This is a genomic window from Streptomyces sp. NPDC098781, from assembly GCF_044759995.1.
In the GTDB taxonomy this organism is placed as follows: Bacteria; Actinomycetota; Actinomycetes; order Streptomycetales; family Streptomycetaceae; genus Streptomyces.
The window spans coordinates 39,679-63,281 of sequence record NZ_JBIWAK010000004.1; the positions used below are offsets into that span (position 1 = coordinate 39,679).

General features: G+C 70.8%; 19 protein-coding genes. 7 read left to right on the forward strand and 12 right to left on the reverse strand.

Going from position 1 to position 23,603, the window contains the following annotated elements; translation table 11 throughout:
* Positions 1-111: 111 nt before the first annotated feature.
* Positions 112-2,514 (reverse strand): ATP/GTP-binding protein, encoded by a 2,403-nt coding sequence (locus ACIQWG_RS17065; RefSeq protein WP_404095976.1) that lies wholly within the window; start codon positions 2,512-2,514, stop codon positions 112-114.
* Positions 2,515-2,775: 261 nt separating this feature from the next.
* On the opposite strand from ACIQWG_RS17065, the gene gabT reads away from it, so the two are divergent.
* A complete protein-coding gene (gene gabT / locus ACIQWG_RS17070; protein WP_404095977.1) occupies positions 2,776-4,110 on the forward strand; it encodes a 4-aminobutyrate--2-oxoglutarate transaminase in 1,335 nt (444 codons plus the stop codon).
* A gap of 232 nt (positions 4,111-4,342) precedes the next feature.
* Positions 4,343-5,176 carry a phosphatase PAP2 family protein gene (locus tag ACIQWG_RS17075; protein WP_404097688.1) on the forward strand — a complete coding sequence of 278 codons (834 nt, stop codon included), beginning with the start codon at positions 4,343-4,345 and terminating at the stop codon, positions 5,174-5,176.
* Here the strand turns inward: ACIQWG_RS17075 and ACIQWG_RS17080 are convergent.
* The 8 genes from ACIQWG_RS17080 to ACIQWG_RS17115 all read right to left on the reverse strand — a co-directional run bounded on the left by ACIQWG_RS17080 (position 5,115) and on the right by ACIQWG_RS17115 (position 14,741).
* Positions 5,115-6,905 carry a chitinase gene (locus ACIQWG_RS17080; RefSeq protein WP_404095980.1) on the reverse strand — a complete coding sequence of 597 codons (1,791 nt, stop codon included), beginning with the start codon at positions 6,903-6,905 and terminating at the stop codon, positions 5,115-5,117. The two genes, ACIQWG_RS17075 and ACIQWG_RS17080, sit on opposite strands and share 62 nt — an antisense overlap.
* 69 nt (positions 6,906-6,974) lie before the next feature.
* Positions 6,975-7,418: a hypothetical protein gene (locus ACIQWG_RS17085; RefSeq protein ID WP_404095982.1), complete on the reverse strand. Its 444-nt coding sequence runs from the start codon at positions 7,416-7,418 to the stop codon at positions 6,975-6,977.
* Positions 7,419-7,547: 129 nt separating this feature from the next.
* Complete coding sequence (locus ACIQWG_RS17090; protein ID WP_404095985.1) at positions 7,548-8,975, reverse strand: NAD(P)/FAD-dependent oxidoreductase; 1,428 nt, start codon at positions 8,973-8,975, stop codon at positions 7,548-7,550.
* A 21-nt stretch (positions 8,976-8,996) separates the two neighbouring features.
* The gene (locus ACIQWG_RS17095; RefSeq protein ID WP_404095987.1) at positions 8,997-9,797 is read right to left on the reverse strand and encodes an ABC transporter permease; all 801 of its coding nucleotides are present in this window, start codon (positions 9,795-9,797) and stop codon (positions 8,997-8,999) included.
* A complete protein-coding gene (locus ACIQWG_RS17100) occupies positions 9,798-10,727 on the reverse strand; it encodes an ABC transporter permease (RefSeq protein ID WP_404095989.1) in 930 nt (309 codons plus the stop codon).
* Positions 10,727-11,872: an ABC transporter ATP-binding protein gene (locus ACIQWG_RS17105; RefSeq protein WP_404095992.1), complete on the reverse strand. Its 1,146-nt coding sequence runs from the start codon at positions 11,870-11,872 to the stop codon at positions 10,727-10,729. The genes ACIQWG_RS17100 and ACIQWG_RS17105 overlap by 1 nt, the downstream gene beginning before the upstream one ends.
* Positions 11,873-11,877: 5 nt before the next feature.
* Complete coding sequence (locus tag ACIQWG_RS17110; RefSeq protein WP_404095995.1) at positions 11,878-13,125, reverse strand: PotD/PotF family extracellular solute-binding protein; 1,248 nt, start codon at positions 13,123-13,125, stop codon at positions 11,878-11,880.
* Positions 13,126-13,205: 80 nt separating this feature from the next.
* Positions 13,206-14,741 (reverse strand): gamma-aminobutyraldehyde dehydrogenase, encoded by a 1,536-nt coding sequence (locus tag ACIQWG_RS17115; RefSeq protein ID WP_404095998.1) that lies wholly within the window; start codon positions 14,739-14,741, stop codon positions 13,206-13,208.
* A gap of 167 nt (positions 14,742-14,908) precedes the next feature.
* Between ACIQWG_RS17115 and ACIQWG_RS17120 the strand changes: the two genes are divergently transcribed.
* Complete coding sequence (locus ACIQWG_RS17120; protein ID WP_404095999.1) at positions 14,909-15,493, forward strand: NADAR family protein; 585 nt, start codon at positions 14,909-14,911, stop codon at positions 15,491-15,493.
* 108 nt (positions 15,494-15,601) lie between these two features.
* Here ACIQWG_RS17120 and ACIQWG_RS17125 read toward each other — a convergent pair whose 3' ends face one another.
* The gene (locus ACIQWG_RS17125) at positions 15,602-16,375 is read right to left on the reverse strand and encodes a DUF4190 domain-containing protein (RefSeq protein ID WP_404097767.1); all 774 of its coding nucleotides are present in this window, start codon (positions 16,373-16,375) and stop codon (positions 15,602-15,604) included.
* 90 nt (positions 16,376-16,465) lie between these two features.
* Between ACIQWG_RS17125 and ACIQWG_RS17130 the strand changes: the two genes are divergently transcribed.
* Together ACIQWG_RS17130 and ACIQWG_RS17135 are read left to right on the forward strand one after the other, a co-directional pair.
* Complete coding sequence (locus ACIQWG_RS17130) at positions 16,466-17,593, forward strand: adenosine deaminase (protein ID WP_404097689.1); 1,128 nt, start codon at positions 16,466-16,468, stop codon at positions 17,591-17,593.
* Between the two features lie 37 nt (positions 17,594-17,630).
* A complete protein-coding gene (locus ACIQWG_RS17135) occupies positions 17,631-18,326 on the forward strand; it encodes a glycerophosphodiester phosphodiesterase (RefSeq protein WP_404096002.1) in 696 nt (231 codons plus the stop codon).
* On the opposite strand, the gene ACIQWG_RS17140 is transcribed toward ACIQWG_RS17135, so the two are convergent.
* On the reverse strand, positions 18,323-19,993 hold the full coding sequence (locus ACIQWG_RS17140; RefSeq protein ID WP_404096005.1) for a sigma-70 family RNA polymerase sigma factor: 1,671 nt from the start codon (positions 19,991-19,993) through the stop codon (positions 18,323-18,325). The genes ACIQWG_RS17135 and ACIQWG_RS17140 overlap by 4 nt on opposite strands.
* 348 nt (positions 19,994-20,341) lie before the next feature.
* Between ACIQWG_RS17140 and ACIQWG_RS17145 the strand changes: the two genes are divergently transcribed.
* Positions 20,342-21,505, forward strand: coding sequence for a serine hydrolase domain-containing protein (locus ACIQWG_RS17145; protein ID WP_404096008.1), 1,164 nt, complete (start codon positions 20,342-20,344; stop codon positions 21,503-21,505).
* Here the strand turns inward: ACIQWG_RS17145 and ACIQWG_RS17150 are convergent.
* Positions 21,495-22,031, reverse strand: a complete 537-nt coding sequence (locus tag ACIQWG_RS17150; RefSeq protein WP_404096011.1) for a hypothetical protein — start codon at positions 22,029-22,031, stop codon at positions 21,495-21,497. The genes ACIQWG_RS17145 and ACIQWG_RS17150 overlap by 11 nt on opposite strands.
* A gap of 143 nt (positions 22,032-22,174) precedes the next feature.
* Here ACIQWG_RS17150 and ACIQWG_RS17155 point away from each other — a divergent pair, with 143 nt between their 5' ends.
* The gene (locus ACIQWG_RS17155) at positions 22,175-23,521 is read left to right on the forward strand and encodes a diacylglycerol/lipid kinase family protein (RefSeq protein WP_404096012.1); all 1,347 of its coding nucleotides are present in this window, start codon (positions 22,175-22,177) and stop codon (positions 23,519-23,521) included.
* The last annotated feature ends 82 nt before the right edge of the window (positions 23,522-23,603 follow it).

Consider the following 23,603-nt stretch of genomic DNA (forward strand, 5'->3'; position numbering starts at 1 on the left):
CCTTCAAATCGGTGCGATCTCTGTGATCTTTTGGCTGCCGTGTATGAACGACCTGTGTCGATTCTGCCTCACCGTACGGTCCCCGCGTGCCGCTCTGCGCGGATGCCCAGGTCACCCGCGCAGATCCACCAGCAGCGGCGGCGCGTGCTCGCCCTGCACGCTGGTGAGCGACAGCACCGCGTGCCCCGGCGGCACCGCGTGCGCCAACTCGGACGCCGACCACCGCTCCCGCTCCACCTGGCGCACGGTCACCGCGTCGGTGGTCACGGCCTTGCCGGTGACGAGCTTGCGCAGGGCATGGATCAGGCGGGTCATCGGCTGGTCGGCGAAGACCGTGTGCTTGGCCACCTCCCGCGTCTCCACCCACTCGGTGCCCCAGGCCTGCGCGAACCGGCTGCCGTCCCACGTCGTCACGCCGGAGAACGCCATACGGCACCCGACCGCCCCGTACAGGGGGCCGTGCAGCGCCTCAGGTACGTCGCCGATCGTGCGCAGGGCCAGGACCACTCCGGCGTTCTGTGAGCGCAGCCGCTGGATTCGGCGCACCGACTCGGCGGTGACCACCCCGGTGGCGTCGTCGAGGACCAGGCAGGCGAAGTGACGGCGCTTCCCGCCGCGTACGACGGCACCGAACTGGGCGAGGACCAGCCGGGTCAGCAAGCGGCCGGCCTCCTCGTGGCCCTGTTCGGGCAGATCGATGCGCACCCGCAGTGGGTGGTGGGCCACGGCACGCAGGGAGAACGGGCGGGTGCCCTCGCCGCCTCCGAAGAACTCGGCGAAGGCAGGGCGGTTGAGCAGCGCGAGCCGGTCGGCGAGGGCACGGCCCACGTCGGCGGGGCTCCCCAGCTGCCGGATGCGGGCGTCGAGTTCCCGCCTCATCACGGCGTGCTCGTCGGACGAGAGCAGGTCCTGAAGGGCGGACAGCGCCGACGGCTCGCCCTCCAGGAGCTCCCGCAGCACCGGCAGCGTCGGAAAGTGACCGTGCACCGCCCGGTACGGGCCGAGCAGCTGGGCGAGGGCGGTTGCCGCGCTCTGGGTGCCCACGCCTTCGAGGTCGCCCACCAGGCCCTCGGCGAGGATGGCGGCCGCCTCGTCGGGGTCCTCGGACTCCGCATACGGATCCAGGTCGTGGACGGACGTGGGATCTCCGATACGGACGATCACGTCGAACGCCGAGTCCGCCGCGAGCCTGGTGCCCGCGGCGGAGACCGCTACGACGGCACAGCGTCCGGTAAGCGCCTGGAGTGCCAGCGACTCCGTCAGGGGCTCGATGAGAGTCCGCGTCTTGCCCGACCCGGAGGGTCCGACCGCCACCAGCGAGGTGCCCAGCACGTCCGTGCCGATCGCCGCGCCCGCGTCGTGATAGGGGCGAGGAGCCCGTTCCGCGGCTACCCAGCGGCCGATGCGCACCTGTCCTTCGAGCAGGTCGTGCGTCGCGCGGCGGCGCGGCAGGTCCCTGGCGCCGGAGGGGTGGGTCCAGGAGGCGGCGCCCTGGCGCAGCACCGTGTCGCGGAACGTCGCCAGGGCACCGTCCTGCCTGGCCACGGTCCAGAAGTGCGCCACCCGGGCGCAGTCCACGTCACTCATACGGCCGCCGGCCACCTCGGCGGTCAGCAGGTCGGCCGCCTCGTGCTGTCCCGCCTGCCGGAGTTCGGGCCACTGGGCGCGCGGCACTTCCACGGCCGGCGTCGCGACTCCCTCCGGTGCGGCACGCCGTGCGGCGAGGCGGGCCTTCGCATACCCCCACCAGTCGCCGACGCGGGCGAACGGCCACAGGACCAGCAGGGTGACGACCGTGTACAGACCGTCGGTGAACAGCACCGAGGCGAAGAGGTCGAAGCCGCCCGAGATCAGGGCGACCAGGGAGAACAGGGGGGCAACGACGGGAAGCGCGTCCCAGCCGACGCCGGGGAAGGCGCTCGGGAAGACGAAGCTCAGGGTGACGACGGCACCGAGTGCGGCGAGCAGCGCCCGCGCGGGCTGGGGCCGGCGGCCGATGAAGTGGCGTACGACATCGGGCCAGCTGCCCAGCCGGCCCATCGCGTAGACGAGCACGGCGAAGAAGACGCCGCTGTAGACGACGAGGGCCTCCTGCCCCTGCCAGTCCTTGGGCGACGCCATCGTGCCGCCCCACCACCAGTCGTTCGGAGTGAACAGGCGCAGCACGGAGAACTGGTACGGAATGCTGCCGCGCCGCCACAGCGACCACACGACCAGCCCCACGACCAGCGGCACGAGCAGCCCGACGACGGTGACCGGCGCCAGCCGCTCCGACTCGCTCTGCGCGCCCTTCGGCAGGCGGTACCCGAACCGCCAGATTCCGGTCCCGGCGGCAGGGCGGGGCTCATTGAGCCAGTCGGCCACGGTCGTGATCCGTGCGTGGGCGGGCTGCCCCGGCTCGCCCGGCGCCCGCGCCGGCCGCGGCGGCACCGCGGGGACCTCCGGCGGCATCGCCGGCCGGGGCACAGGCGTCGCATGTGTGCCTCGCGCGTCCTGCGTCCCGTCGCTGTCCATCGCCCTTGCCCCCTGACCAGCCGTTCCGTCCGTGGCATCCACCATCAGCGAGTCAATCTAACGCCCTCTCCTGGGGAGTTCACCGCTTACACGGCCGACGGAACGGATCGAGCTGTTCCAGCACCCCCGGCGTCGCTATGTCCACGACGGACAACGCATCCGCCCGACAACGCCCACATGGAGCATGCCCACCCCCCGCTCCCCGCCCTAGCCTGCGAGAAAAGACAAGACAAGAGTCCGCAAAACCCCCAGGAGCCCCTCATGAGCGCACTTCCGCAGGAGCGCCGCCTCGTCACCGCCATCCCCGGCCCGAAGTCGCAGGAATTGCAGGCACGCCGAACGGCCGCGGTCGCGCAGGGCGTGGGCTCCGTGCTACCCGTGTTCACGGCGCGGGCGAGCGGCGGCATCCTCGAGGACGTCGACGGCAACCGGCTGATCGACTTCGGTTCGGGCATCGCCGTGACCTCCGTCGGCGCGTCCGCCGAGGCCGTCGTACGCCGGGCGTCCGCGCAGCTGGCCGACTTCACCCACACCTGTTTCATGGTGACGCCGTACGAGGGCTATGTGGCCGTCGCCGAGGCGCTGGCCGAGCTGACGCCCGGTGACCACGCCAAGAAGTCGGCGCTGTTCAACTCCGGTGCCGAGGCCGTCGAGAACGCCGTCAAGATCGCGCGTGCCTACACCAAGCGGCAGGCCGTCGTGGTGTTCGACCACGGCTACCACGGCCGTACCAACCTCACCATGGCGCTGACCTCGAAGAACATGCCGTACAAGAACGGCTTCGGTCCGTTCGCTCCCGAGGTCTACCGGGTGCCGGTGGCGTACGGCTACCGCTGGCCGACCGGTCCGCAGAACGCCGGTCCGGAGGCCGCCGCGCAGGCCATCGACCAGATCACCAAGCAGATCGGCCCGGACAACGTGGCCGCGATCATCATCGAGCCGGTGCTCGGCGAGGGCGGCTTCATCGAGCCGGCCAAGGGCTTCCTGCCGGCCCTCAGCAAGTTCGCCACGGACAACGGCATCGTGTTCGTCGCGGACGAGATCCAGTCCGGCTTCTGCCGGACCGGCCAGTGGTTCGCCTGCGAGGACGAGGGCATCGTTCCCGACCTGATCACGACGGCCAAGGGCATCGCCGGTGGCCTGCCGCTCGCCGCGGTGACCGGCCGCGCCGAGATCATGGACGCCGCCCACGCGGGCGGCCTGGGCGGCACCTACGGCGGCAACCCGGTCGCGTGCGCCGGTGCGCTGGGCTCCATCGAGACGATGAAGGAGCTCGACCTCAACGCCAAGGCGAAGAACATCGAGGCGATCATGAAGGCCCGTCTGGGCGCCATGGCCGAGAAGTTCGACATCGTCGGCGACGTCCGCGGCCGCGGCGCCATGATCGCCATCGAGCTGGTCAAGGACCGCGCCACCAAGGAGCCGAACCCGGAGGCGACCGCCGCGCTGGCCAAGGCCTGCCACGCCGAGGGCCTGGTGGTCCTGACCTGTGGCACTTACGGCAACGTGCTGCGCTTCCTGCCCCCGCTGGTGATCGGCGAGGACCTGCTGAACGAGGGCCTCGACATCATCGAGCAGGCCTTCACCCGTATCTGAGGCCCCGGACGGTCACAGCAAAACCACTGGTGAGCGACCGGGCCCCGGTCCCGTGCACCACATCCGCCCCAGTCCTGGTGTCATCCGTGATTCCGGGGCTGGGGCGGCTACCGTCAGAGCGTGTGAAGAAGGTGTGCGAGGTGGATGACAGGACGCGATTCCGTCTGTCGAACGCCATCGCCCTGTCGTAGGTTCTAACCAGATGAGAGATACACCCCGTCCAGAGGGGACTCTGGACGACATCGGGCCGAGGCCTCCCCAGCTTCGACCTGGTCGTGCCCTCGCGCACACACCCGGAGCTTCCGGCTCCGGATCTCCTCACCGATCGGACAGTCGCACGCCCCAAACCCCCCGGGGCGGGCGACCATCCGATCCGGACGGCCGCCCCGGAACCACCCCCCCTGTTCCGGGGTGGCCGACCTCCCTCTCTCTTCTTCTCGGGCTTCCGGCCCTTCTCTTCACGCTCATCACCTGGCAGGTCGTGACCGACGGCCCGCTGATCGACCTCGACGAGGCGGCCAGCCGGGCCCTGGTGCACCCCGACCGCCTCTCCGAACTCCTCGCCGACCTGGGCAATGTGCCGGTCGCGGTGCCCGTGCTGGCCCTCGCCCTCGGGTACGTCACCTGGCGGCACCGGCGCATTGGTACAGACCGCTGGTGGTTGCCGGCGACCTCGGCCGCCCTCCTCATGGCACTGGTCCCGGCCCTGGTCGTCCCCCTCAAGGAACTGACCGACCGCCCCGGCACCCCGGTCGTACCACCGGCCACCGGCTACTACCCGTCCGGGCACACGGCGACGGCCGCCGTCGCGTACGGCGCGGCGACGCTGCTGCTCCTCCCGCTGCTGGACTCCGTACCCGCCCGCCGCGCCCTGCTCGCCCTGTGCGCCGCCCTCGGTCTCGGCACCGGCTACGGCCTGATCCGGCGCGGCTACCACTGGCCACTGGACGTCGTGGCCAGTTGGTGCCTGTGCACGGCGCTTCTCACACTGCTGTGGCTGTTCCTCAGCCGAAGTAGCCGTCGAAGGTCCGCTGGAACTCCCAGTTCGAGTAGCGATCCCAGTTGATCGACCACGTCATCAGGCCGCGCAGCGCCGGCCAGGTGCCGTGCGTGGCGTACGAGCCGCAGTTCGTCTTCTTGGTGAGGCAGTCCAGGGTCTTGGTGACCTCGGCCGGCGGGACGTGTCCGTTGCCCGCGTTGGTCGACGCCGGCATGCCGATGGCGATCTGGTCGGGGCGCAGCGGCGGGAAGACGTTGTTCGCATTGCCCGCGACCGGGAAGCCGGTGAGCAGCATGTCGGTCATGGCGATGTGGAAGTCGGCGCCGCCCATGGAGTGGTACTGGTTGTCCAGGCCCATGATCGGGCCCGAGTTGTAGTCCTGGACGTGCAGCAGCGTGAGGTCGTCGCGCAGGGCGTGGATGACCGGGAGGTACGCCCCAGCCCTCGGGTCCTGGCCGCCCCACTGGCCGGTGCCGTAGTACTGGTAGCCGAGCTGGACGAAGAAGGTCTCCGGGGCCATCGTCAGCACGAAGTCGTCGCCGTACCTGGCCTTCAGGGTCTTCAGGGCGGAGATGAGGTTGACGATCACCGGGGTCTTGGGGTTCTTGAAGTCTGTGTCGTCGGCGTTCAGGGAGAGCGAGTGGCCCTCGAAGTCGATGTCGAGGCCGTCGAGGCCGTACTCGTCGATGATCTTCGAGACCGACGTCACGAAGGTGTCCCGGGCCGCGGCGGTCGTCAGCTGCACCTGGCCGTTCTGGCCGCCGATCGAGATCAGCACCTTCTTGCCGGCCGCCTGCTTGGCCTTGATGGCCGCCTTGAAGTCGGCGTCGGACTCGACGTTCGGGCACTCCGTGACCGGGCAGCGGTCGAAGCGGATGTCGCCCGAGGTGACCGAGGTCGGTTCACCGAAGGCCAGGTCGATGACGTCCCAGCTGTCGGGGACGTCGGCCATGCGGGTGTAGCCGGAGCCGTTGGCGAAGCTCGCGTGGAGGTAGCCGACCAGGGCGTGGGCCGGGAGGTCGACCGGGCCGGTGGTGCCCTCGGTCGTCGACGCGGGCACCGTGGCGGACTTCGCCGACTCGCCCGCGTCGTTCACCGCGGCGACCTGGAAGCCGTACGCCGTGGCGGGGGCGAGCCCGGCGACGGTGGCCGAAGTGCCGGTCACCGTCTGGACCTTGACGCCGTCGCGGTAGACGGCGTAGCCGGTCGCACCGGTGACCGCCGACCAGGACAGGGCGACGCTGGAGGAGGTGATCGCGCCCGTCCTCAGGCCGGTCGGTGCGGCGGGTGGCTGGCCCGCGTCGACGCCGGGTCCGACGAGGGAGATGTCGTCGGCCTGGTAGGCGCCGGTGCCGTACCAGCCGTGGGTGTAGATCGTGACGCGGGTGGTGCCGGGCCCGGTGCGGAAGGTCGTCGTGAGCTGCTGCCAGGCGGGAGCGGACTGGGTCCAGGCCGAGACGTCCGTGGTGCCGGTGCCGCTCGCGCCGAGGTGGACGTAGGCGCCGCGGACGTATCCGGACAGCGTGTACTGGGAGTCCGGTTTCACGGTCACCGTCTGTGCGCAGCGGGCGTTGTCGCTGCCGGCCGGAGTCGCCTGGAGCGCTGAACTACCGGTGCGAACGGGTGAGTTGACCGTGGTGCCAGCGGTGCAGGTCCAGCCGTCGAGGCCGGACTCGAAGCCGCCGTTGCGGGCGAGGTCCGCGTCGGCCGCACGGGCGGCCGACGACAGTGCGGTGACGCCGGGCAGGGTCAGTGCCGCGGCGGTGAGCAGGGCGAGAGGTCTGAAGCGATCCACGACTGCCTCCAGGCATGGGGGAATTGGAGGGGGGAGCCGCACACAACTTGGTCCAGACCAATCTTCCTGTCAAGAGTCGGCGAGCCCGGCCGCCGCCTCGTGCATGGCCAGTTCGAGCAGCGCGGGGTCGGTGAGGGTGCCGGTGCCGTCCGGCGGGACCAGCCAGCGGATGCCGCCGGTGGCACGGCCCGGATACGGAACGACGATCCAGGTACCGGCCCCGGCCGTACGGATACCGGTGCCCAGCCAGCGGGCGGCCGTGCCGGGCGGCACGAAGAAGCCCATCCGGGCGTCGCCGAAGTCGGCCAGGACCGGGCCGAGTTGGTCGAGGATACGGGTGAGCACATCGAGCGTCGCATAGCCGAGCTCGGCCGGCAGGATCAGCACGTCCCAGGCTTTGCCGGCCGGCAGCAGCGCCACCCCGAGGGGGCTGCGCTCCCACTCCCAGCGGCAGGCCTCGGGATTCGGTGCGACGGATGCCAGCCACTCCACCGCCGTCTTCGCCCCTGTCATGACGGTGACCTCCCTCTCTGTCGTGGACGCCGATCGCGTCACGAGGGAGAGGGAGGTCACCCGGCAGGCATTACGCGGGTTCTTGTCACCCGTTCGGGGTGAACCGGGTCACATGCGGCGGGCGTGCGGTCAGCTGTCGAAGCCGAGGCCCAGCCGGTCCATCGTCCGCAGCCACAGATTGCGCCGCCCGCCGTGCGCGTCGGCGCGGGCCAGCGACCACTTGGTGAGCGCGATCCCGGTCCAGGCGAAGGGCTCCGGCGGGAAGGGCAGCGGCTTCCTGCGGACCATCTCCAGCTCCGTGCGTTCCGTGCGCTCCCCCGCCAGCAGGTCCAGCATCACGTCCGCGCCGAACCGGGTGGCGCCGACGCCGAGTCCGGTGAAGCCCGCCGCGTACGCCACTTTGCCCTGGTGGGCCGTCCCGAAGAACGCCGAGAAGCGCGAGCAGGTGTCGATCGCGCCGCCCCACGCGTGCGTGAAGCGCATGCCCTCCAGCTGCGGGAAGCAGGTGAAGAAGTGTCCGGCGAGCTTGGCGTACGTCTCCGGGCGGTCGTCGTACTCCGCGCGCACCCGGCCGCCGTAGGGGTAGATGGCGTCGTAGCCGCCCCACAGGATCCGGTTGTCGGCGGAGAGGCGGAAGTAGTGGAACTGGTTCGCCGAGTCGCCGAGGCCCTGGCGGTTCTTCCAGCCGATCGACGCCAGCTGGTCCTCGGTGAGCGGCTCGGTCATCAGGGCGTAGTCGTAGACCGGGACGGTGTAGGCGCGGACCCGCTTGACCAGGTTCGGGAAGATGTTCGTGCCGAGCGCGACCTTGCGGGCGCGGATCCGGCCGTAGGGGGTGCGCACGGCCATGCCGGCGCCGTACGGCTTCAGGGTGAGGGCCGGGGTGTGCTCGTAGACCCGGACGCCGAGGTCCTGGCACGCCCGCTTCAGTCCCCAGGTCAGCTTGGCCGGGTTGACCATGGCGACGCCCCGCCGGTCGTAGAGGCCCGCCTGGAAGGTCGGCGAGTCGACCTGTGCCCTGACCTCGTCGGTGTCCAGGAACTCGATGCCCTCGCCGAGGCCCTTGTCGCGCAGTTCCTCGTACCAGTCGCGCAGTTCCCGCGCCTGGTACGCCTCGGTGGCGACGTCGATCTCACCGGTGCGTTCGAAGTCGCAGTCCAGGGAGTAGCGGGCGACCGCGCTCTCGATCTCGTCGAGGTTGCGGGCGCCCAGCTCCTCCAGCTGGTGGATCTCCTGCGGCCAGCGGGCCAGCCCGTTGGGCAGACCATGGGTGAGGGAGGCGGCGCAGAAACCGCCGTTGCGGCCGGAGGCGGCCCAGCCCACCTCGCGGCCCTCGACCAGTACGACGTCCCGTTGCGGGTCGCGCTCCTTGGCGATGAGCGCGGTCCACAGTCCGCTGTACCCGCCGCCGACGACCAGCAGGTCGCAGGTCTCGGCGGTGGTGAGGGCGGGCTCGGGGCGGGGGCGGCCGGGGTCGTCCAGCCAGTACGGGACCGGCTGGGCGTCGGAAAGGGATTTCGTCCAGTTGTTGCCACGACTCATGGCGCTTGGGGCCATGATTTCAACTCCCTACAGGGCTTATGCCTTTTGCTTCTTACGGCGGTTTCCGATGGCCATGGAGGCCAGGACGAACAGTACGGCGATGAGGAACATGGCCGTACCGATGACATTGATCTGAACGGGCGTTCCGCGCTGGGCCGAGCCCCAGACGAACATCGGGAAGGTGACGGTGGAGCCCGCGTTGAAATTGGTGATGATGAAATCGTCGAAGGACAGCGCGAAGGCGAGCATCGCGCCGGCCGCGATTCCGGGGGCGGCGATCGGCAGGGTGACCCGGACGAAGGTCTGGAAGGGCCCGGCGTACAGATCCTGGGCGGCCTGCTCCAGCCGCGGGTCCATCGACATCACGCGCGCCTTCACCGCCGTCACGACGAAGCTCAGGCAGAACATGATGTGCGCGATGAGGATCGTCCAGAAGCCCAGCTGAGCGCCCATGTTGAGGAAGAGGGTGAGCAGCGAGGCGGCCATGACGACCTCCGGCATCGCCATCGGCAGGAAGATCAGCGAGTTGATGGCGCCGCGCGCGCGGAAGCGGTAGCGGACCAGCGCGAAGGCGATCATCGTGCCGAGGAGCGTGGCGCCGACGGTCGCCCAGAGCGCGATCTGGAGGCTGACCGAGAGGGAGCCGCAGAGGTCGGAAACGCCGCAGGGATCCTTCCAGGCGTCGGTCGAGAACTCCTGCCACTCGTAATTGAAGCGGCCCTTCGGTTTGTTGAAGGAGAAGATCGTCACGATGACGTTGGGCAGCAGCAGATAGGCGAGCGTCACCAGTCCCGCGATGACGACGAGATTGCGCTTGAGCCAGTTGACGACGGTCATTTAAACCAGATCCTCCGTGCCGGACCTGCGGATGTACAGCGTCACCATGACGAGGATGGCGGCCATGAGGATGAAGGAGAGCGCGGCGGCCGTCGGATAGTCCAGGATCCGCAGGAACTGCGTCTGAATCACGTTTCCGACCATGCGGGTGTCCGTCGAGCCGAGCAGGTCCGCGTTGACGTAGTCACCGGCCGCCGGGATGAAGGTCAGCAGCGTGCCGGAGACGACACCGGGCATCGACAGCGGGAAGGTGACCTTGCGGAAGGTGGTGACCGGCTTGGCGTACAGGTCGCCGGCCGCCTCGTGCAGCCGTGGGTCGATGCGCTCCAGCGAGGTGTAGAGCGGCAGCACCATGAACGGCAGGAAGTTGTACGTCAGACCGCACACCACCGCGAGCGGCGTGGCCAGCACGCGGTCGCCCTCGGTCATGCCGAGCCAGCTGGTGACGTCCAGGACGTGCAGCGTGTTGAGGGCTCCGACGACCGGGCCGCCGTCGGCGAGGATCGTCTTCCAGGCCAGGGTGCGGATCAGGAAGCTGGTGAAGAACGGCGCGATCACCAGGATCATGATCAGGTTCCGCCAGCGACCGGCTCGGAAGGCGATGAGGTAGGCGAGCGGGTAGCCGAGGATCAGGCACAGGACGGTCGCCGAGCCGGCGTAGAGCACCGAGCGCAGGAACTGCGGGTAGTAGTCGGACAGGGCGTCCCAGTAGGTCGCGAAGTGCCAGGTGACCTTGTAGCCCTCCTCCAGTGAGCCCGTCTGCACGGACGTGGAGGCCTGGTAGATCATCGGCAGCGCGAAGAAGACGACCAGCCACAGGATGCCGGGCAGCAGCAGCCAGTACGGCACCAGGCGACCGCGCTTGCGGGGCGGCTTCGTCTCGGGAGCCGCCGGGCTGAGAGGCGGGGGCGCCTCGGTGACTGTCGCCATCAGACCGCCGCCTCTTCCTGGATGCCGGCGTCGATGTCCTGGGCCGCGTCGAGGCCGAAGGTGTGCGCCGGGTTCCAGTGCAGGACGACGTCGGCGCCGGGCACGAGCCGGGGGTCGCGGTCGATGTTCTGGGCGTAGACCTCGAACTCCGGGCAGACGGGGCTGTCCACGACGTACTGCGTGGAGACACCGATGAACGAGGAGTCGGCGATCTTGCCGGTGATGCGGTTACGGCCCTCGGGTATCTCGCCGGCGTCGTCGGCGTGTGTGAGGGATATCTTCTCGGGGCGTACGCCGACCAGCACCTTGCCGCCGGTCGCGGTGGGCGCGCCGCACCGCGCCTCGGGCAGCACGAGCTTGCCGCCGCCCGCCTTCAGCACGATGTCGTCGCCGCTCTTGGTGTCGACCTCGGCCTCGATGAAGTTGGAGGTGCCGAGGAAGTTGGCGACGAAGGTGGTCCCCGGGTTCTCGTAGAGCTCGGTCGGCGATCCGAGCTGTTCGACGCGGCCCGCGTTCATCACGGCGACCGTGTCGGCCATCGTCATGGCTTCCTCCTGGTCGTGTGTGACATGCACGAAGGTGATGCCGACCTCGGTCTGGATGCGCTTGAGCTCCAGCTGCATCTGGCGGCGCAGCTTGAGGTCGAGGGCGCCGAGGGGCTCGTCGAGCAAAAGCACCTTGGGGTGGTTGATCAGCGCGCGGGCCACGGCGACGCGCTGCTGCTGGCCGCCGGAGAGCTGGTGCGGCTTCTTGCGCGCCTGCTCCCCGAGCTGGACCAGCTCCAGCATGTCCTCGACCTGCTTCTTCACGCTCTTGATGCCGCGCCGGCGCAGGCCGAAGGCTACGTTCTCGAAGATGTCGAGGTGCGGGAAGAGGGCGTAGGACTGGAAGACCGTGTTCACGGGCCGCTTGTACGGCGGCAGCGCGGTCACGTCCTGCTCGCCGAGGTGGACGGTGCCGCCGCTGGGCTCCTCCAGGCCGGCGATCATGCGCAGGGTGGTGGTCTTGCCGCAGCCGGAGGCGCCGAGCAGGGCGAAGAAGGAGCCCTGCGGGACGGTCAGGTCGAGCGGGTGTACGGCGGTGAAGGAGCCGTAGGTCTTGCTGATACCGGAGAGGCGGACGTCGCCGCTGGTGTCGTTCGTCATGGATGTCACGCCCCTGTGAGCTTCGCGAACTTCTCTTCGTAGGCCGTCTCTTCCTTCGAGCTCAGGGAGCGGAAGGCGCGGGAGGCGGCCTGCATGGCCTTGTCGGGGAGGATCAGCGGGTTGTTCGCCGCGTCCTCGTCGATCTTCGCGAGCTCTTCCTTCACGCCGTCCACGGGACAGACGTAGTTGATGTAGGCGGCGAGCTCGGCGGCGGCCTTCGGTTCGTAGTAGAAGTCGATGAGCCGCTCGGCGTTCGTCTTGTGACGTGCCTTGTTGGGGATCAGCATGTTGTCGCTGGACGTCATGTAGCCGCTGTCCGGGATGAGGAAGTCGATGTCCGGGCTGTCGGCCTTCAGCTGTACGACGTCCCCGGCCCAGGCGAGACAGGCCGCGAAGTCGCCGCTGGTGAGGTCGGAGGTGTAGTCGTTGCCGGTGAAGCGGCGGATCTGCTTGTTGTCGACGGCCTTCTGGAGGCGGGCGATCGCCGCGTCGTAGTCGTCGTCGGTGAACTTCGCGGGGTCCTTGCCCATGTCGAGCAGGGTCATCCCGATCGTGTCGCGCATCTCGGTGAGGAAGCCGACGCGGCCCTTGAGCTTGGGGTTGTCGAGCAGGTCGGAGACCGTCTTCACCTCGACGCCGTCGAGCGCCTTCTTGTTGTAGGCGATGACGGTCGAGATGCCCTGCCAGGGGTAGGAGTACGCCCGCCCCGGGTCCCAGTCGGGATCGCGGAACTGCGGGGAGAGGTTGGCGAAGGCGTGCGGCAGGTTGGACGGGTCGAGTTTCTGGACCCAGCCCAGGCGGATGAGGCGCGCCGCGAGCCAGTCGGTGAGGACGACGATGTCCCGGCCGGTGTCCTGCCCCGCCGCCAGCTGCGGCTTGATCTTGCCGAAGAACTCGTTGTTGTCGTTGATGTCCTCGGTGTACTTGACCTTGATGCCGGTCCGCTTCGCGAACTGCTCCAGCGTGGGATGACGCTTGCCGCTGTCGTCGACGTCCATGTACTCGGTCCAGTTGGAGAAGGAGACCTGCTTCTCCGCCGCCGAGTGGTCCTCCGCGGACGTGCCGCCCTCGGTCTTGCCGGCCGCGGGGATCCCGCAGGCACTGAGCGTCCCGAGGCCGCCCACCGCGAGCGCGCCGCCCGCGGAGGCGCGCAGCAGGGAACGGCGGGTCATGGCGGCCCGGCCGTTGCGCAGGCTGCGCCGCATGGCGGCCACTTGGGCCGGGGACAGGCGGTCGGGCTCGAACTGCTCCATGCGCGTAGTGCCCTTTCGGGAGATCGGGAAGGAGGGGAGGCCGGTCGCTGGTCGGGCAGCCGGCCGCGCCCGTGTGATGACTAGCGGTCCCCGAAGATCGTGCGGTGCCAGTCCTTCCTGGCGACCGCGGTGTTGTCGAACATGACGTGCTTGACCTGGGTGTACTCCTCGAAGGAGTACGCCGACATGTCCTTGCCGAAGCCGGACGCCTTGTAACCGCCGTGCGGCATCTCGCTGATGATCGGGATGTGGTCGTTGACCCACACACAGCCCGCCTTGATCTCACGGGTGGCCCGGTTCGCCCGGTAGACGTCCCGGCTCCACGCGGAGGCGGCGAGGCCGTACGGGGTGTCGTTGGCCAGCCGGATCCCCTCGTCGTCACTGTCGAACGGCAGCACGACCAGAACCGGGCCGAAGATCTCCGACTGGACGATCTCGCTGTCCTGGGCGGCGTCCGCGACCAGGGTGGGCCGGTAGTAGGCGCCGTTCTTCAGCTCGTCCTGGGGGGCCTCGCCGCCGGCGACCACGCGCGCGTAGGCACGCGCACGCTCGACGAACCCGGCGACCCGGTCGCGCTGGACGTGGGAGATCAGCGGTCCGAGGTCGGTGCCGGGTGCGAACGGGTCGCCGAGCCGGACGCTCTCCATCAGAGCGGCGGTGCGCTCGACGAAGGCCTCGTAGAGCGGCCGTTGCACATACGCGCGCGTGGCGGCGGTGCAGTCCTGACCGGTGTTGATGAGTGAGCCCGCGACGGCTCCGTGGGCGGCGGCTTCGAGGTCGGCGTCGTCGAAGACGACGAAGGGAGCCTTGCCGCCGAGTTCGAGATGGAGCCGCTTGACGGTGGCGGTGGCGATCTCGGCGACGCGCTTGCCCACGGCGGTGGAGCCGGTGAAGGAGGTCATGGCCACGTCGGGGTGGCCGACCAGGTGCTCCCCGGCCTCCTTCCCGGTCCCGGTGACGATGTTGACGACCCCGTCCGGGATCCCGGCGTCGGTGGCGGCCTGGGCGAACAGCAGCGAGGTGAGCGGGGTGAGCTCGGCGGGCTTGAGCACGATGGTGTTGCCCGCGGCGATGGCCGGGAGGACCTTCCACGCGGCCATCTGGAGGGGGTAGTTCCAGGGGGCGATGGAGCCGACTACGCCGATGGGCTCACGGCGGACGTACGAGGTGTGGTCGCCGGAGTACTCCCCCGCGGACTGCCCCTGAAGATGGCGGGCGGCACCGGCGAAGAAGGCGGCGTTGTCGATCGTGCCCGGAACGTCGAACTCGCGGGTCAGCTTCAGCGGCTTGCCGCACTGGAGGGACTCCGCGCGGGCGAAGTCCTCGGCGCGTTCGGCGAGTACGGCGGCGAAGCGGTGCAGCGCGTCGGAGCGCTCGCCGGGGGTGGCGGCGGCCCACGCGGGGAACGCCTCCCGCGCGGCGGCGACCGCGGCGTCGACATCATCGGTGCCGGCCAGGTCGTACGTGTACACGCCCTCGCCTGTGGCAGGGTCGACGACGGTGTGCGTACGCCCCGAGGTCCCCTTCGTCAGGCGGCCCGCGATGAACTGCGCGCCGTCCGCGAAGCGGTCCTGGGCCGGGAATCGTTCCGGGGTGGCGGTGCCCGGGTTGTGCATGTCGCTCCCTCCGTGCCCCAACAGGGGCCGGCGTGGCTCAGGCTCGATTTGAGTGCCGATCCTGACAGAGCAGGGGGAGTCCAACAAGTGATTCCGTTGTTGCCTTTTGGTTACGCGACGGAATCTGTCGACCAGGTGTCGAGTTGGCCTGGAAAACGGGGGACGGAATGTCGGTGGTGCCTGCGAGACTCGGCCATATGACGAAGATCGATTCTTGGGACGTCCTGATTCAGGAGGTCCGTGCGGGGGCGAGGGTCAGGTATCTGCACTTCTGGGGGCACCGGCCGCGGCCGGACGGCCAGGTGAGCGCGAGCTGTCTGAGCCAGTGGTGGGCGTCGCCGTTCACGGTGGACGGAGTGTCCTACGCGACCGCCGAGCACTGGATGATGGCCGAGAAGGCTCGGCTGTTCGGGGACCCGGAGGCGGAGCGGCAGGTCCTGGCGGCCGGGCACCCTTCGGAGGCGAAGAAGGCGGGGCGGCTGGTGCGGGGGTTCGACGACGCGGTGTGGAAGCGGGAGCGGTTCCGGATCGTGGTGGAGGGGTCGGTCCACAAGTTCGCGGCGCACGCGGATCTGCGCGGCTATTTGCTGGGCACCGGGGAGCGGGTGCTGGTCGAGGCGAGTCCGGTGGACCGGGTGTGGGGGATCGGGTTGGCGGCGAGGGATGACGGCGCGGGGGATCCGGAGCGGTGGCGGGGGGAGAACTTGTTGGGGTTTGCGTTGATGGAGGCGCGGGAGCGGTTGCGGGGGTAGGGGGTTTCGCCGCCTCCAGGGGGCTCCGCCCCCTGGACCCCCGCTCCTCAAACGCCGGAGGGGCTGATTTCAGCCCGTCCGGCGTTTGAGGACGAGGCCCACGTCCACCTACGCCGTCGCGACCACCAACGCCACCATCCCCAACCCCAGCACCACACCCGCCACCCCACAGATGATCCCGGCCAGCGCCTGACCCGGATTCGTCGCCTCGCCCCGCCGGGCCTTCGCCCGCCCGATCGCGCCGAAGATCACGGCCAGCACACCCACGACGATCGCCACCGGCCACAGGCAGAAGATCACCGCCGAGATGATCCCGAGCACCAGCCCGGCCGTCCCCATCCCGTTGCTCGGCATGGCCTGCATCCCGGGCCAGCCGTAGTAGCCGCCCGGCGACGGGTAGCCGGGGCCGCCGGGATAGCCGTACGGGACCTGCCCCGGCCCGTCGGGCGCGATGGGCGGCGGCGGCACGGGCTCGCCGTGCGTGGCGTAGGGGACGGACGCCGTCGGCGGCGCGAAGGGGTTGGACGGGGTGAGCCCCTGCCCCGCGCCCGCCCCGGGTGCCGCGAAGGGATCGGCCACCGAGTCGGTCGGCGCGGTCGAGGGCATCGCCCACTGCGGAGCACCCGGCGCCGCGTCGCGCGGCATGGACGTCACGGTCTGCTGATCATGCACGGACGGCGTGGGCCAAGCGGCCGGCGGCTCGTTCGAGGCGATGGTGAAGCCGGGCCCCTCCGGCCCGGAAGGAACCGCGGACACGCCCTCCACCGGCTTGTCCAGGGACGTCTTCTTCTCCGGAGAGTGCGCGGCCGCATGCCCGGGAGCAGCCCAAGACCCCCCACCCCCAGCTTCCGGCGCCTCCGGCGTCTGCGCGTCGTCGGACATGCGCGGAACCCCCTCTGTTGTACGTCCCGTCATGCTAAGGCCCGGGCATCACCGGCGCGGTCCCCCGCCTACGATGATCCCGAGTCACCGATCAGCCGATCACCGCGTCCCGCCGGCCCAGACCCGGCCCGGGGGCGCCGTTCCCGGGGAGGAACCTTGACCGACCGTCTCGTCGACGCCCGCGTCCCGCATGACCTGCACGCCTTCATCGCCGGACTGCCCAAGGCCGAACTGCACGTCCACCACGTCGGCTCCGCCTCCCCCCGGATCGTCGCGGAACTCTCCGCCCGCCACCCCGACTCCAAGGTTCCCACCGATCCGGAGGCGCTGGCCGACTTCTTCACGTTCACGGACTTCGCCCACTTCATCGACGTGTACCTGTCCGTCGTGGACCTGATCCGCACCCCGGAGGACGTACGGCTGCTGACCTTCGAGGTGGCCCGCGACCTGGCCCGCCAGCAGGTGCGCTACGCCGAGCTGACCATCACCCCGTTCTCCTCCACCCGGCGCGGCATCGACGAGCGCGCCTTCATGGCGGCCATCGAGGACGCCCGCAAGGCGGCCGAGGCCGAGTTCGGGACCGTGCTGCGCTGGTGCTTCGACATCCCCGGCGAGGCCGGTCTGGAGTCCGCAGAGGAGACCGCGCGGCTCGCCACCGACGACCGGCTGCGCCCGGAGGGCCTGGTCTCCTTCGGGCTCGGCGGGCCCGAGATCGGCGTACCGAGGCCGCAGTTCAAGCCGTACTTCGACCGGGCCATCGCCGCCGGGCTGCACTCCGTACCGCACGCCGGCGAGACCACCGGCCCGGAGACGGTGTGGGACGCCCTCACCCAGCTGCGCGCCGAGCGCATCGGGCACGGCACCAGCTCGGCGCGGGACCCGAAGCTGCTGGCGCACCTCGCCGAGCACCGGATCCCGCTGGAGGTGTGCCCGACCTCCAACATCGCCACGCGCGCGGTCCGCACGATCGAGGAGCACCCGCTCAAGGAGTTCGTGCAGGCGGGCGTCACCGTCACGATCAACTCCGACGACCCGCCCATGTTCGGCACCGACCTCAACAACGAGTACGCGGTCGCCGCCCGCCTCCTCGACCTCGACGAGCGGGGCCTGGCCGAGCTCGCCAAGAACGCCGTCGCCGTGTCCTTCCTGGACGAGGCCGGCAAGGCACGGATCGCCGACGAGATCGACACCTACACCGCCGACTGGCTCGCGCCCTGAGGCCCGACGCCACCGCGCCGACCCCCAGAATGTCCTCATGCAGAACGTGACCGCCGTGGCCCACCGCGGCGACCCCTACCGTGTCCGCGAGAACACGCTCGCCTCCCTGCGCTCCGCGCTCGCCCTGGGCGCGGACGCGGTGGAGATCGACGTACGGCTCACCAAGGACGGCGTACCGGTGCTGCTGCACGACGAGACGCTGAAGCGGCTGTGGGAGCAGGACCGGCCGCTGCTGGCGCTGTCGGCGGCCGAGGTGCGGGGGCTGACGGCGGGCGGGGTGCCGACGCTGGCGGAGGCGCTGGCGGAGGCCGACGGGAGCCGGGTGATGATCGATCTGCCGGGCATCGCCGATGTGCGGGCGGCACGCCGGGTCGTGGACGTCGTGCGCGAGTGCGGGGCCGAGGACCGCGTGTACTACTGCGCGGGCGCCCCCGCCATGCTCGCGGTGCGTGCCGCCGACCCGGCCGCCGAGATCGCCCTGACCTGGACGACGCTGGCGCCGCCGCGCCCCGCTCTGCTGGACGTGGTGCGCCCGCGCTGGCTCAACTACCGCTTCGGCCTGGTCGACCGCGCCCTCGCCGAGCGCGTCCACCGCGGCGGCCATCTGCTCTCCGTCTGGACCCCGGACACCCGCCGCTCGATGCGCCGTCTGCTGGACGCCGGCGTCGACTCGATCACGACCAACCGCCTCGACGTCCTCCTGGCTGCCCGTTCCGACGCCGGAAACCGCTAGACGCGCGAGCCAAGAGGCACCGTCGCCGGATCCGCCGGGGTCGCGCGGGTGACGTACTGCGGGACCGGTGCGGTGTCCTTGCCGTTGTCGCGGACCTGGCCGTAGCGAAGCGCGCCCTGGTCGGGGCCCGTACGCACGTCCTGCTCGGCCGCCTCCCAGGTCGAGGGGAAGACGATCACGCCGTAGTCGGCGCCCCGTTCGTTCTGGTTGAGGGTGACCGAACCGTCGATGTAGAAGTACTCGTTCTGCCACATTTGCTGGGTGCCGTCCGGCAGGACCGTGTAGCCGGTGTCGGGGCCGCCCATGCCGGTGGTGCCGGGGCCGGTGGTGTCGTCCATGCGGCGTCCGCCGCCGGAGGCGACATGGAAGAGCCTGCCCTTCAGGCCGGTCCAGGTCGGCATGACCAGCGCGCCGGGCCGTGACTGCGGGGAGATCTGCCAGCGCACCAGGATGTAGCCCTGCCCGCTGAGCGTCACCTTCTCCCCGCGGTGCTGCATGACGGCCTTCGCGCCCCAGGTACTGGTGACGCCGGACTCGGGGCGGTGCGGCAGGGCGGCGGGCCGGGCGTTCGGGTCCGGGGCCCGGTCGACGGCGTCGACGACCGTGCCGTACAGCTGGGCCTTCGTCGACTGCGCCGCGGACGGCGAGGGTGACGGGGACGGTGCGAGCGTTGCCGTCGGTGCCACGGGCTGGGTCGGCTCCGGCGGGCGGGCCGTGCTCGCCGCGGTGGGGACGGCGGCGCGCGGCAGGGCGTCCGGGGTCTGGGTGACGACGTACGCGCCGCCCGCGACGAGTGTCGCGCCGGCCGCCATCGCCACGGCGGGCTGGGTGAGGGCCGCCATCACCTTCGCCGACCACCCGACGGAGGCGGCCGTCGCCGCGACCGCCGTCTTGCCGCCGAGGGCCAGGGAGAGGGTGAAGCCGACCGGGACCGGGACCAGCGCGATGCCGACGAGCAGGCGTTCCGCCGGTACGACGGCCTCGCGGGTGTCGCCGCAGTAGGCGCAGCCCCTGATGTGCCGGGCCAGCCGCTTGCGCCAGACCGATTCGGGGCGGCCGTTCCAGCGGACGGTCAGCTCGCGCAGCTCGGGGCAGGCCCCGTCGAGGGCCCGGACGATGCCGCGCGCGGTCTCCAGCCGTTCCTTCACCCGCTGCACGCGCACCGCCGCGTGCTGCCGGCTGATCCCGGCCGCGGCGGCGAGTTCGCGCCGGGTCAGCTCGCCCGCGACCTCCAGCCACCACAGCGACAGCAGGTGCCGGTCCTCGTCGTCCAGCCAGCGCACCGCCTCCGCGACCTCGCGCCGCTGCCCCTCCAACTGGAGTCGCAGCACGGTGAGTTCGGCGAAGTCGGCGGCCTCCCGCGCGGCCGACTCGTCCAGCGGGGCCGGCTGCCGGCGCCGCGCCCGGTCCCGGATCTGGCGCATGGCGATGGCGACGAGCCAGGAGCGGAAGCTGTCCGGGTCCCGCAGCGAGCCGAGATGGCCGACGGCGCGCAGCATGGTCTCCTGCACGACGTCGTCGACGTCGGCATGGCCGTTCAGGGCGCGCCCGACCACGTTGTAGACCAGCGGCAGCCAGCCCTCCACCAGTTCGTCCAGCGCCGCCCGGTCCCCGGCCTGCGCCGCCGCGATGGTGGAGCGCCACTGCCGGCCGGCCGCCTCGTCCACGTACGTCCTCTCCCGGGTCGTTCCCCGCCCCGCCCGCACCTTCCAGCCCGACCAGCACGATTGCCCAGGCCGGGGATCACCTTCCGCTTCCGGGGTGGAGACGCGGCGGAGAGAGCGGCGATAACACTTTTTCGCCCAAGCAGGATGCGGGATGTGTGCAGCGGGCAGCCGACGGCGGGAGTCCGGTGCCGGGCCCGTAAGGGCGAACCCCCACAACACCCCTGTTCTGTACGGCACTTGCTCCGGGCTCACCCCAGGGTCGGTCCCCTCCTCGCCGACGATCCGGCCGACGGCTCTCCGCCCCGACGATGATCACGGACATCCCACCGACCTACCCAGGAGCCGCAGATGCCCGTACGCCCACTTCCCGCCCTCCTCACCTCCGCCCTCGTCCTGAGCCTGACCGCGCTGCCACTGGCCGGGACGGCCGCCGCGCGGCCCGCGTCGCCGGCGTCCTGTTCCGTGCGGGCGATCGAGGCAGCCGACCCGGACGGCCCCGACGTCAAGGCCCTGTGCGCGGCGCTCGCCGGGCTGCCCGACAGGGACGCGACGGCCGCGCTGATCCGCGTGGGCGGCAAGGGGAGCTGGCACGGGGCCGCCGGGGTGCGCGACATGAGAACCGGCGCCCCGGCGCTGGAGAACGCCCGGTTCCGGGCCGGTTCGACCACGAAGATCGTGACCGCGTCGATCGTGCTCCAACTGGCCGCCGAGGGGCGGATCTCACTGGACGGAACGGTGCAGCAATACCTGCCCGGACTGCTCACGAAGGACTTCGCGCCCATCACCGTACGGCAGTTGCTGAACTTCACCAGCGGCCTCCAGCCGGGCGCCTCCCTCGGCGAGGACGTCGACACCGGCTACGAGCACCGCTTCGAGACGCTGACCCCCGAGGAGGTGGTGGCCGCGTCGGTCGCCAAGGGGCCCGACCCGGACCACGCGCCCGGCGAGTTCCAGCGGTACGGCAACATCCACTACACCGTGCTGGGCCTGCTGATCGAGAAGGTCACCGGCGATTCGTACGCCCATCAGGCGGCCGTACGGATCTTCCGTCCGCTCGGTATGCGGCACACGTCGTTCCCGGCCGGACCGGACCCGCGGGTGCACGGTCCGCACAACCGCGGCTACGACTGGATCGACGGCAGGCTGGTCGACGTGACCGAGTGGAACATGTCGGACCGGTTCGCCGCGGGCGACCTGATCTCGACGACGGCCGACCTGGAGCGTCTGGTGTTCGCCCTGTTCCGCGGTCGGGTGGTGCCCGATCCGCAGTTGCGGGAGATGTTCACGGTCCCGGACATCGAGGGGGCCACCATGGGCGCCTCGCTGGAGCGGTTCGAGCTGAACGGCAAGGAGATCTGGGGCAAGACGGGCGCCCGTCCCGGCTATCACACCGTGGTCGCGGCCACACGTGACCTGTCCCGGACGCTCGTCTACTCGGTCAACTCCACCGACGCCAAGGGCGACGGTCTGGCCATCGTCCAGCGCTTCGCCTTCCCGGCGTTCAACCGCTGACGGCGGCCGTCGCGGCTGGAGGCGCCGGCGACGCGGTCAGCGCCTCCAGCCGCTTGATCCTCTTCCGTACGACGTACAGCGGGATCGCCCCGAGGACGCCGAAGGACATGTCGATCACCGACCACCAGAACGGGATGTCGCGGATCGGTCCGCAGATCAGGGCCAGCGGGATGATCCCGGCGCAGGCGATCATCCCGAACTCGACGACCCAGATGTTGCGGACGGGGTCACGGTAGGGGCCGTAGAAGGCGACGGCGATGACGAGATGGGCGAAGGCCAGCCAGTCGGTGCCGTAGAGCAGGAACGGGTATGCGGCGTCGGCGGTGTCGAGTCCGTGCCGGACGCGCTCGATCCAGTCCATCAGGCCGGGCAGGTGCTCCGGCACGGACAGTCCGCGCAGGAGGTCCTCGGTCCAGCGCAGTTCGTGGACGAGGGGGAAGGCCGTGGCGCCGCTGAGCACCAGGCAGACGACGAAGAAGGCCAGCCAGACACGGATGCCCTTGAGCAGGGCGGCTCTGTCGCTCATGGGGGTAGCGTACGCCTGAAGTTGAACACGTTCAAAAGGCGTTCAGAAGACGTTGAAAAGAGGTGTCTCCCGGTCGAGCCCGCCACCGGCCCCCCAGCGCGCTACCTGCCGGCCCTACGATGTCCGCCGACGAGGGAGGATGCATGGGCCTGGACTTGAGCCAGCGGGCCTACCGGGCGCAGCGGTGGGCGGCCCGGGCGGCACTGGCCGCCGCGGGCCTCGCGGTGCTGGTGCCGCTCGCCTACGGCGGTGTCGGCGGCGTGGTGCTGCTGGTGGCCGGCGCGGCGGGTCTGGGGCTCGGTGTGGTCGCGGCGTGGTGGACGCTGACGCTGCGCGGGCCGTTGCGCTGGGCGGCGGCCGTGCTGGCCCTGGCGGTGCCGGCGGCGGTGATCACGCTGTTCGCGGCCACGCTGTTCTGGGCGCTGCTGGTGTCCGTGGCGCTGTGGACGGTGGCCGTGTGGAGCGGCCGTTATGCGCTGCGGGGCACGGGCGGTTCCCGGGTGCGGGTGATGCGGGAGCGCAGGGCGCTGCCGCCGAAACGGCCGTATCTGATCATGAACCCTCGCTCCGGCGGCGGGAAGGTGGTCCGGCACGCTCTCCAGGAGAAGGCCGAGCGACTCGGCGCCCGGGTGATGCTGCTCGACCCGGAGGAGGAACAGGACGTCACCGCGCTGGCCCGGGAGGCCGTGGCCGAGGGCGCGGACCTGCTGGGCGTCGCGGGCGGTGACGGTACGCAGGCGCTGGTCGCGGCCGTCGCCGCCGCGTACGACATCCCGTTCCTGGTGATCAGCGCGGGTACCCGCAACCACTTCGCGATGGACCTGGGCCTCGACCGCGAGGACCCCGCCGCCTGCCTCGACGCGCTCACCGACGGCGTGGAACTGCGCGTGGACCTCTGCTACGCGGGCGGCCGGCCCTTTGTCAACAACGCGTCCTTCGGGGCGTACGCGGCGATCGTGCAGAGCCCCGGGTACCGCGACGACAAGATCGGCACCAGCCTGGACCTGCTGCCCGACCTGCTCACCCGCCAGCAGGGCCCGCTGCTGACCGCCCGCGCGGCCGGCACCACGCTGGAGGCTCCGCATGCCGTGCTGGTCAGCAACAACCCGTACCGCACGGACGACCCCTTCGGACTCGGCCGCCGTGACCGTCTCGACGCCGCGGTCCTCGGTGTGCTCGGCATCCGGGTGGACAGCGCGGCGGAGGCGGCGGCCCTGCTGCTCGACCCCGACCCGGCCGGGCTCACCATCCTCACCGCGCCCGAGGTGATCATCGAGGCCGACCGCGAGGAGATCGAGGCCGGCATCGACGGCGAGGCCCTCGTCCTGCCCGCCCCGGTCCACTGCCGCATCATCCCCGGCGCCCTACGCGTCCGAGTCCCACGCAAACGCCCCGGCGTCCCCCCACCGGCCCCCCGCCTGGACTGGCGACGGCTGCGAAAGCTGGCGGCGACTGTGGGGCGGACGGCGGTGCATCGGCGGGGAGCTTAGGCGCTGGCGGGTGCGCCGGTGGGGCGTGGTGCGGGCCCCATCGGGTCGGCGGCCGCGTCGCCAGGGCCGCCGCGGCTCCGTC

Bases quoted from the DNA above. Each gene is read 5' to 3' on its own strand.
- ACIQWG_RS17065 (WP_404095976.1), bottom strand. From the start codon at position 2,514: ATGGACAGCGACGGGACGCAGGACGCGCGAGGCACACATGCGACGCCT.
- gabT (WP_404095977.1), top strand. From the start codon at position 2,776: ATGAGCGCACTTCCGCAGGAGCGCCGCCTCGTCACCGCCATCCCCGGC.
- ACIQWG_RS17085 (WP_404095982.1), bottom strand. From the start codon at position 7,418: ATGACAGGGGCGAAGACGGCGGTGGAGTGGCTGGCATCCGTCGCACCG.
- ACIQWG_RS17090 (WP_404095985.1), bottom strand. From the start codon at position 8,975: ATGGCCCCAAGCGCCATGAGTCGTGGCAACAACTGGACGAAATCCCTT.
- ACIQWG_RS17095 (WP_404095987.1), bottom strand. From the start codon at position 9,797: ATGACCGTCGTCAACTGGCTCAAGCGCAATCTCGTCGTCATCGCGGGA.
- ACIQWG_RS17100 (WP_404095989.1), bottom strand. From the start codon at position 10,727: ATGGCGACAGTCACCGAGGCGCCCCCGCCTCTCAGCCCGGCGGCTCCC.
- ACIQWG_RS17105 (WP_404095992.1), bottom strand. From the start codon at position 11,872: ATGACGAACGACACCAGCGGCGACGTCCGCCTCTCCGGTATCAGCAAG.
- ACIQWG_RS17110 (WP_404095995.1), bottom strand. From the start codon at position 13,125: ATGGAGCAGTTCGAGCCCGACCGCCTGTCCCCGGCCCAAGTGGCCGCC.
- ACIQWG_RS17115 (WP_404095998.1), bottom strand. From the start codon at position 14,741: ATGCACAACCCGGGCACCGCCACCCCGGAACGATTCCCGGCCCAGGAC.
- ACIQWG_RS17120 (WP_404095999.1), top strand. From the start codon at position 14,909: ATGTCGGTGGTGCCTGCGAGACTCGGCCATATGACGAAGATCGATTCT.
- ACIQWG_RS17125 (WP_404097767.1), bottom strand. From the start codon at position 16,375: ATGTCCGACGACGCGCAGACGCCGGAGGCGCCGGAAGCTGGGGGTGGG.
- ACIQWG_RS17135 (WP_404096002.1), top strand. From the start codon at position 17,631: ATGCAGAACGTGACCGCCGTGGCCCACCGCGGCGACCCCTACCGTGTC.
- ACIQWG_RS17145 (WP_404096008.1), top strand. From the start codon at position 20,342: ATGCCCGTACGCCCACTTCCCGCCCTCCTCACCTCCGCCCTCGTCCTG.
- ACIQWG_RS17150 (WP_404096011.1), bottom strand. From the start codon at position 22,031: ATGAGCGACAGAGCCGCCCTGCTCAAGGGCATCCGTGTCTGGCTGGCC.
- ACIQWG_RS17155 (WP_404096012.1), top strand. From the start codon at position 22,175: ATGGGCCTGGACTTGAGCCAGCGGGCCTACCGGGCGCAGCGGTGGGCG.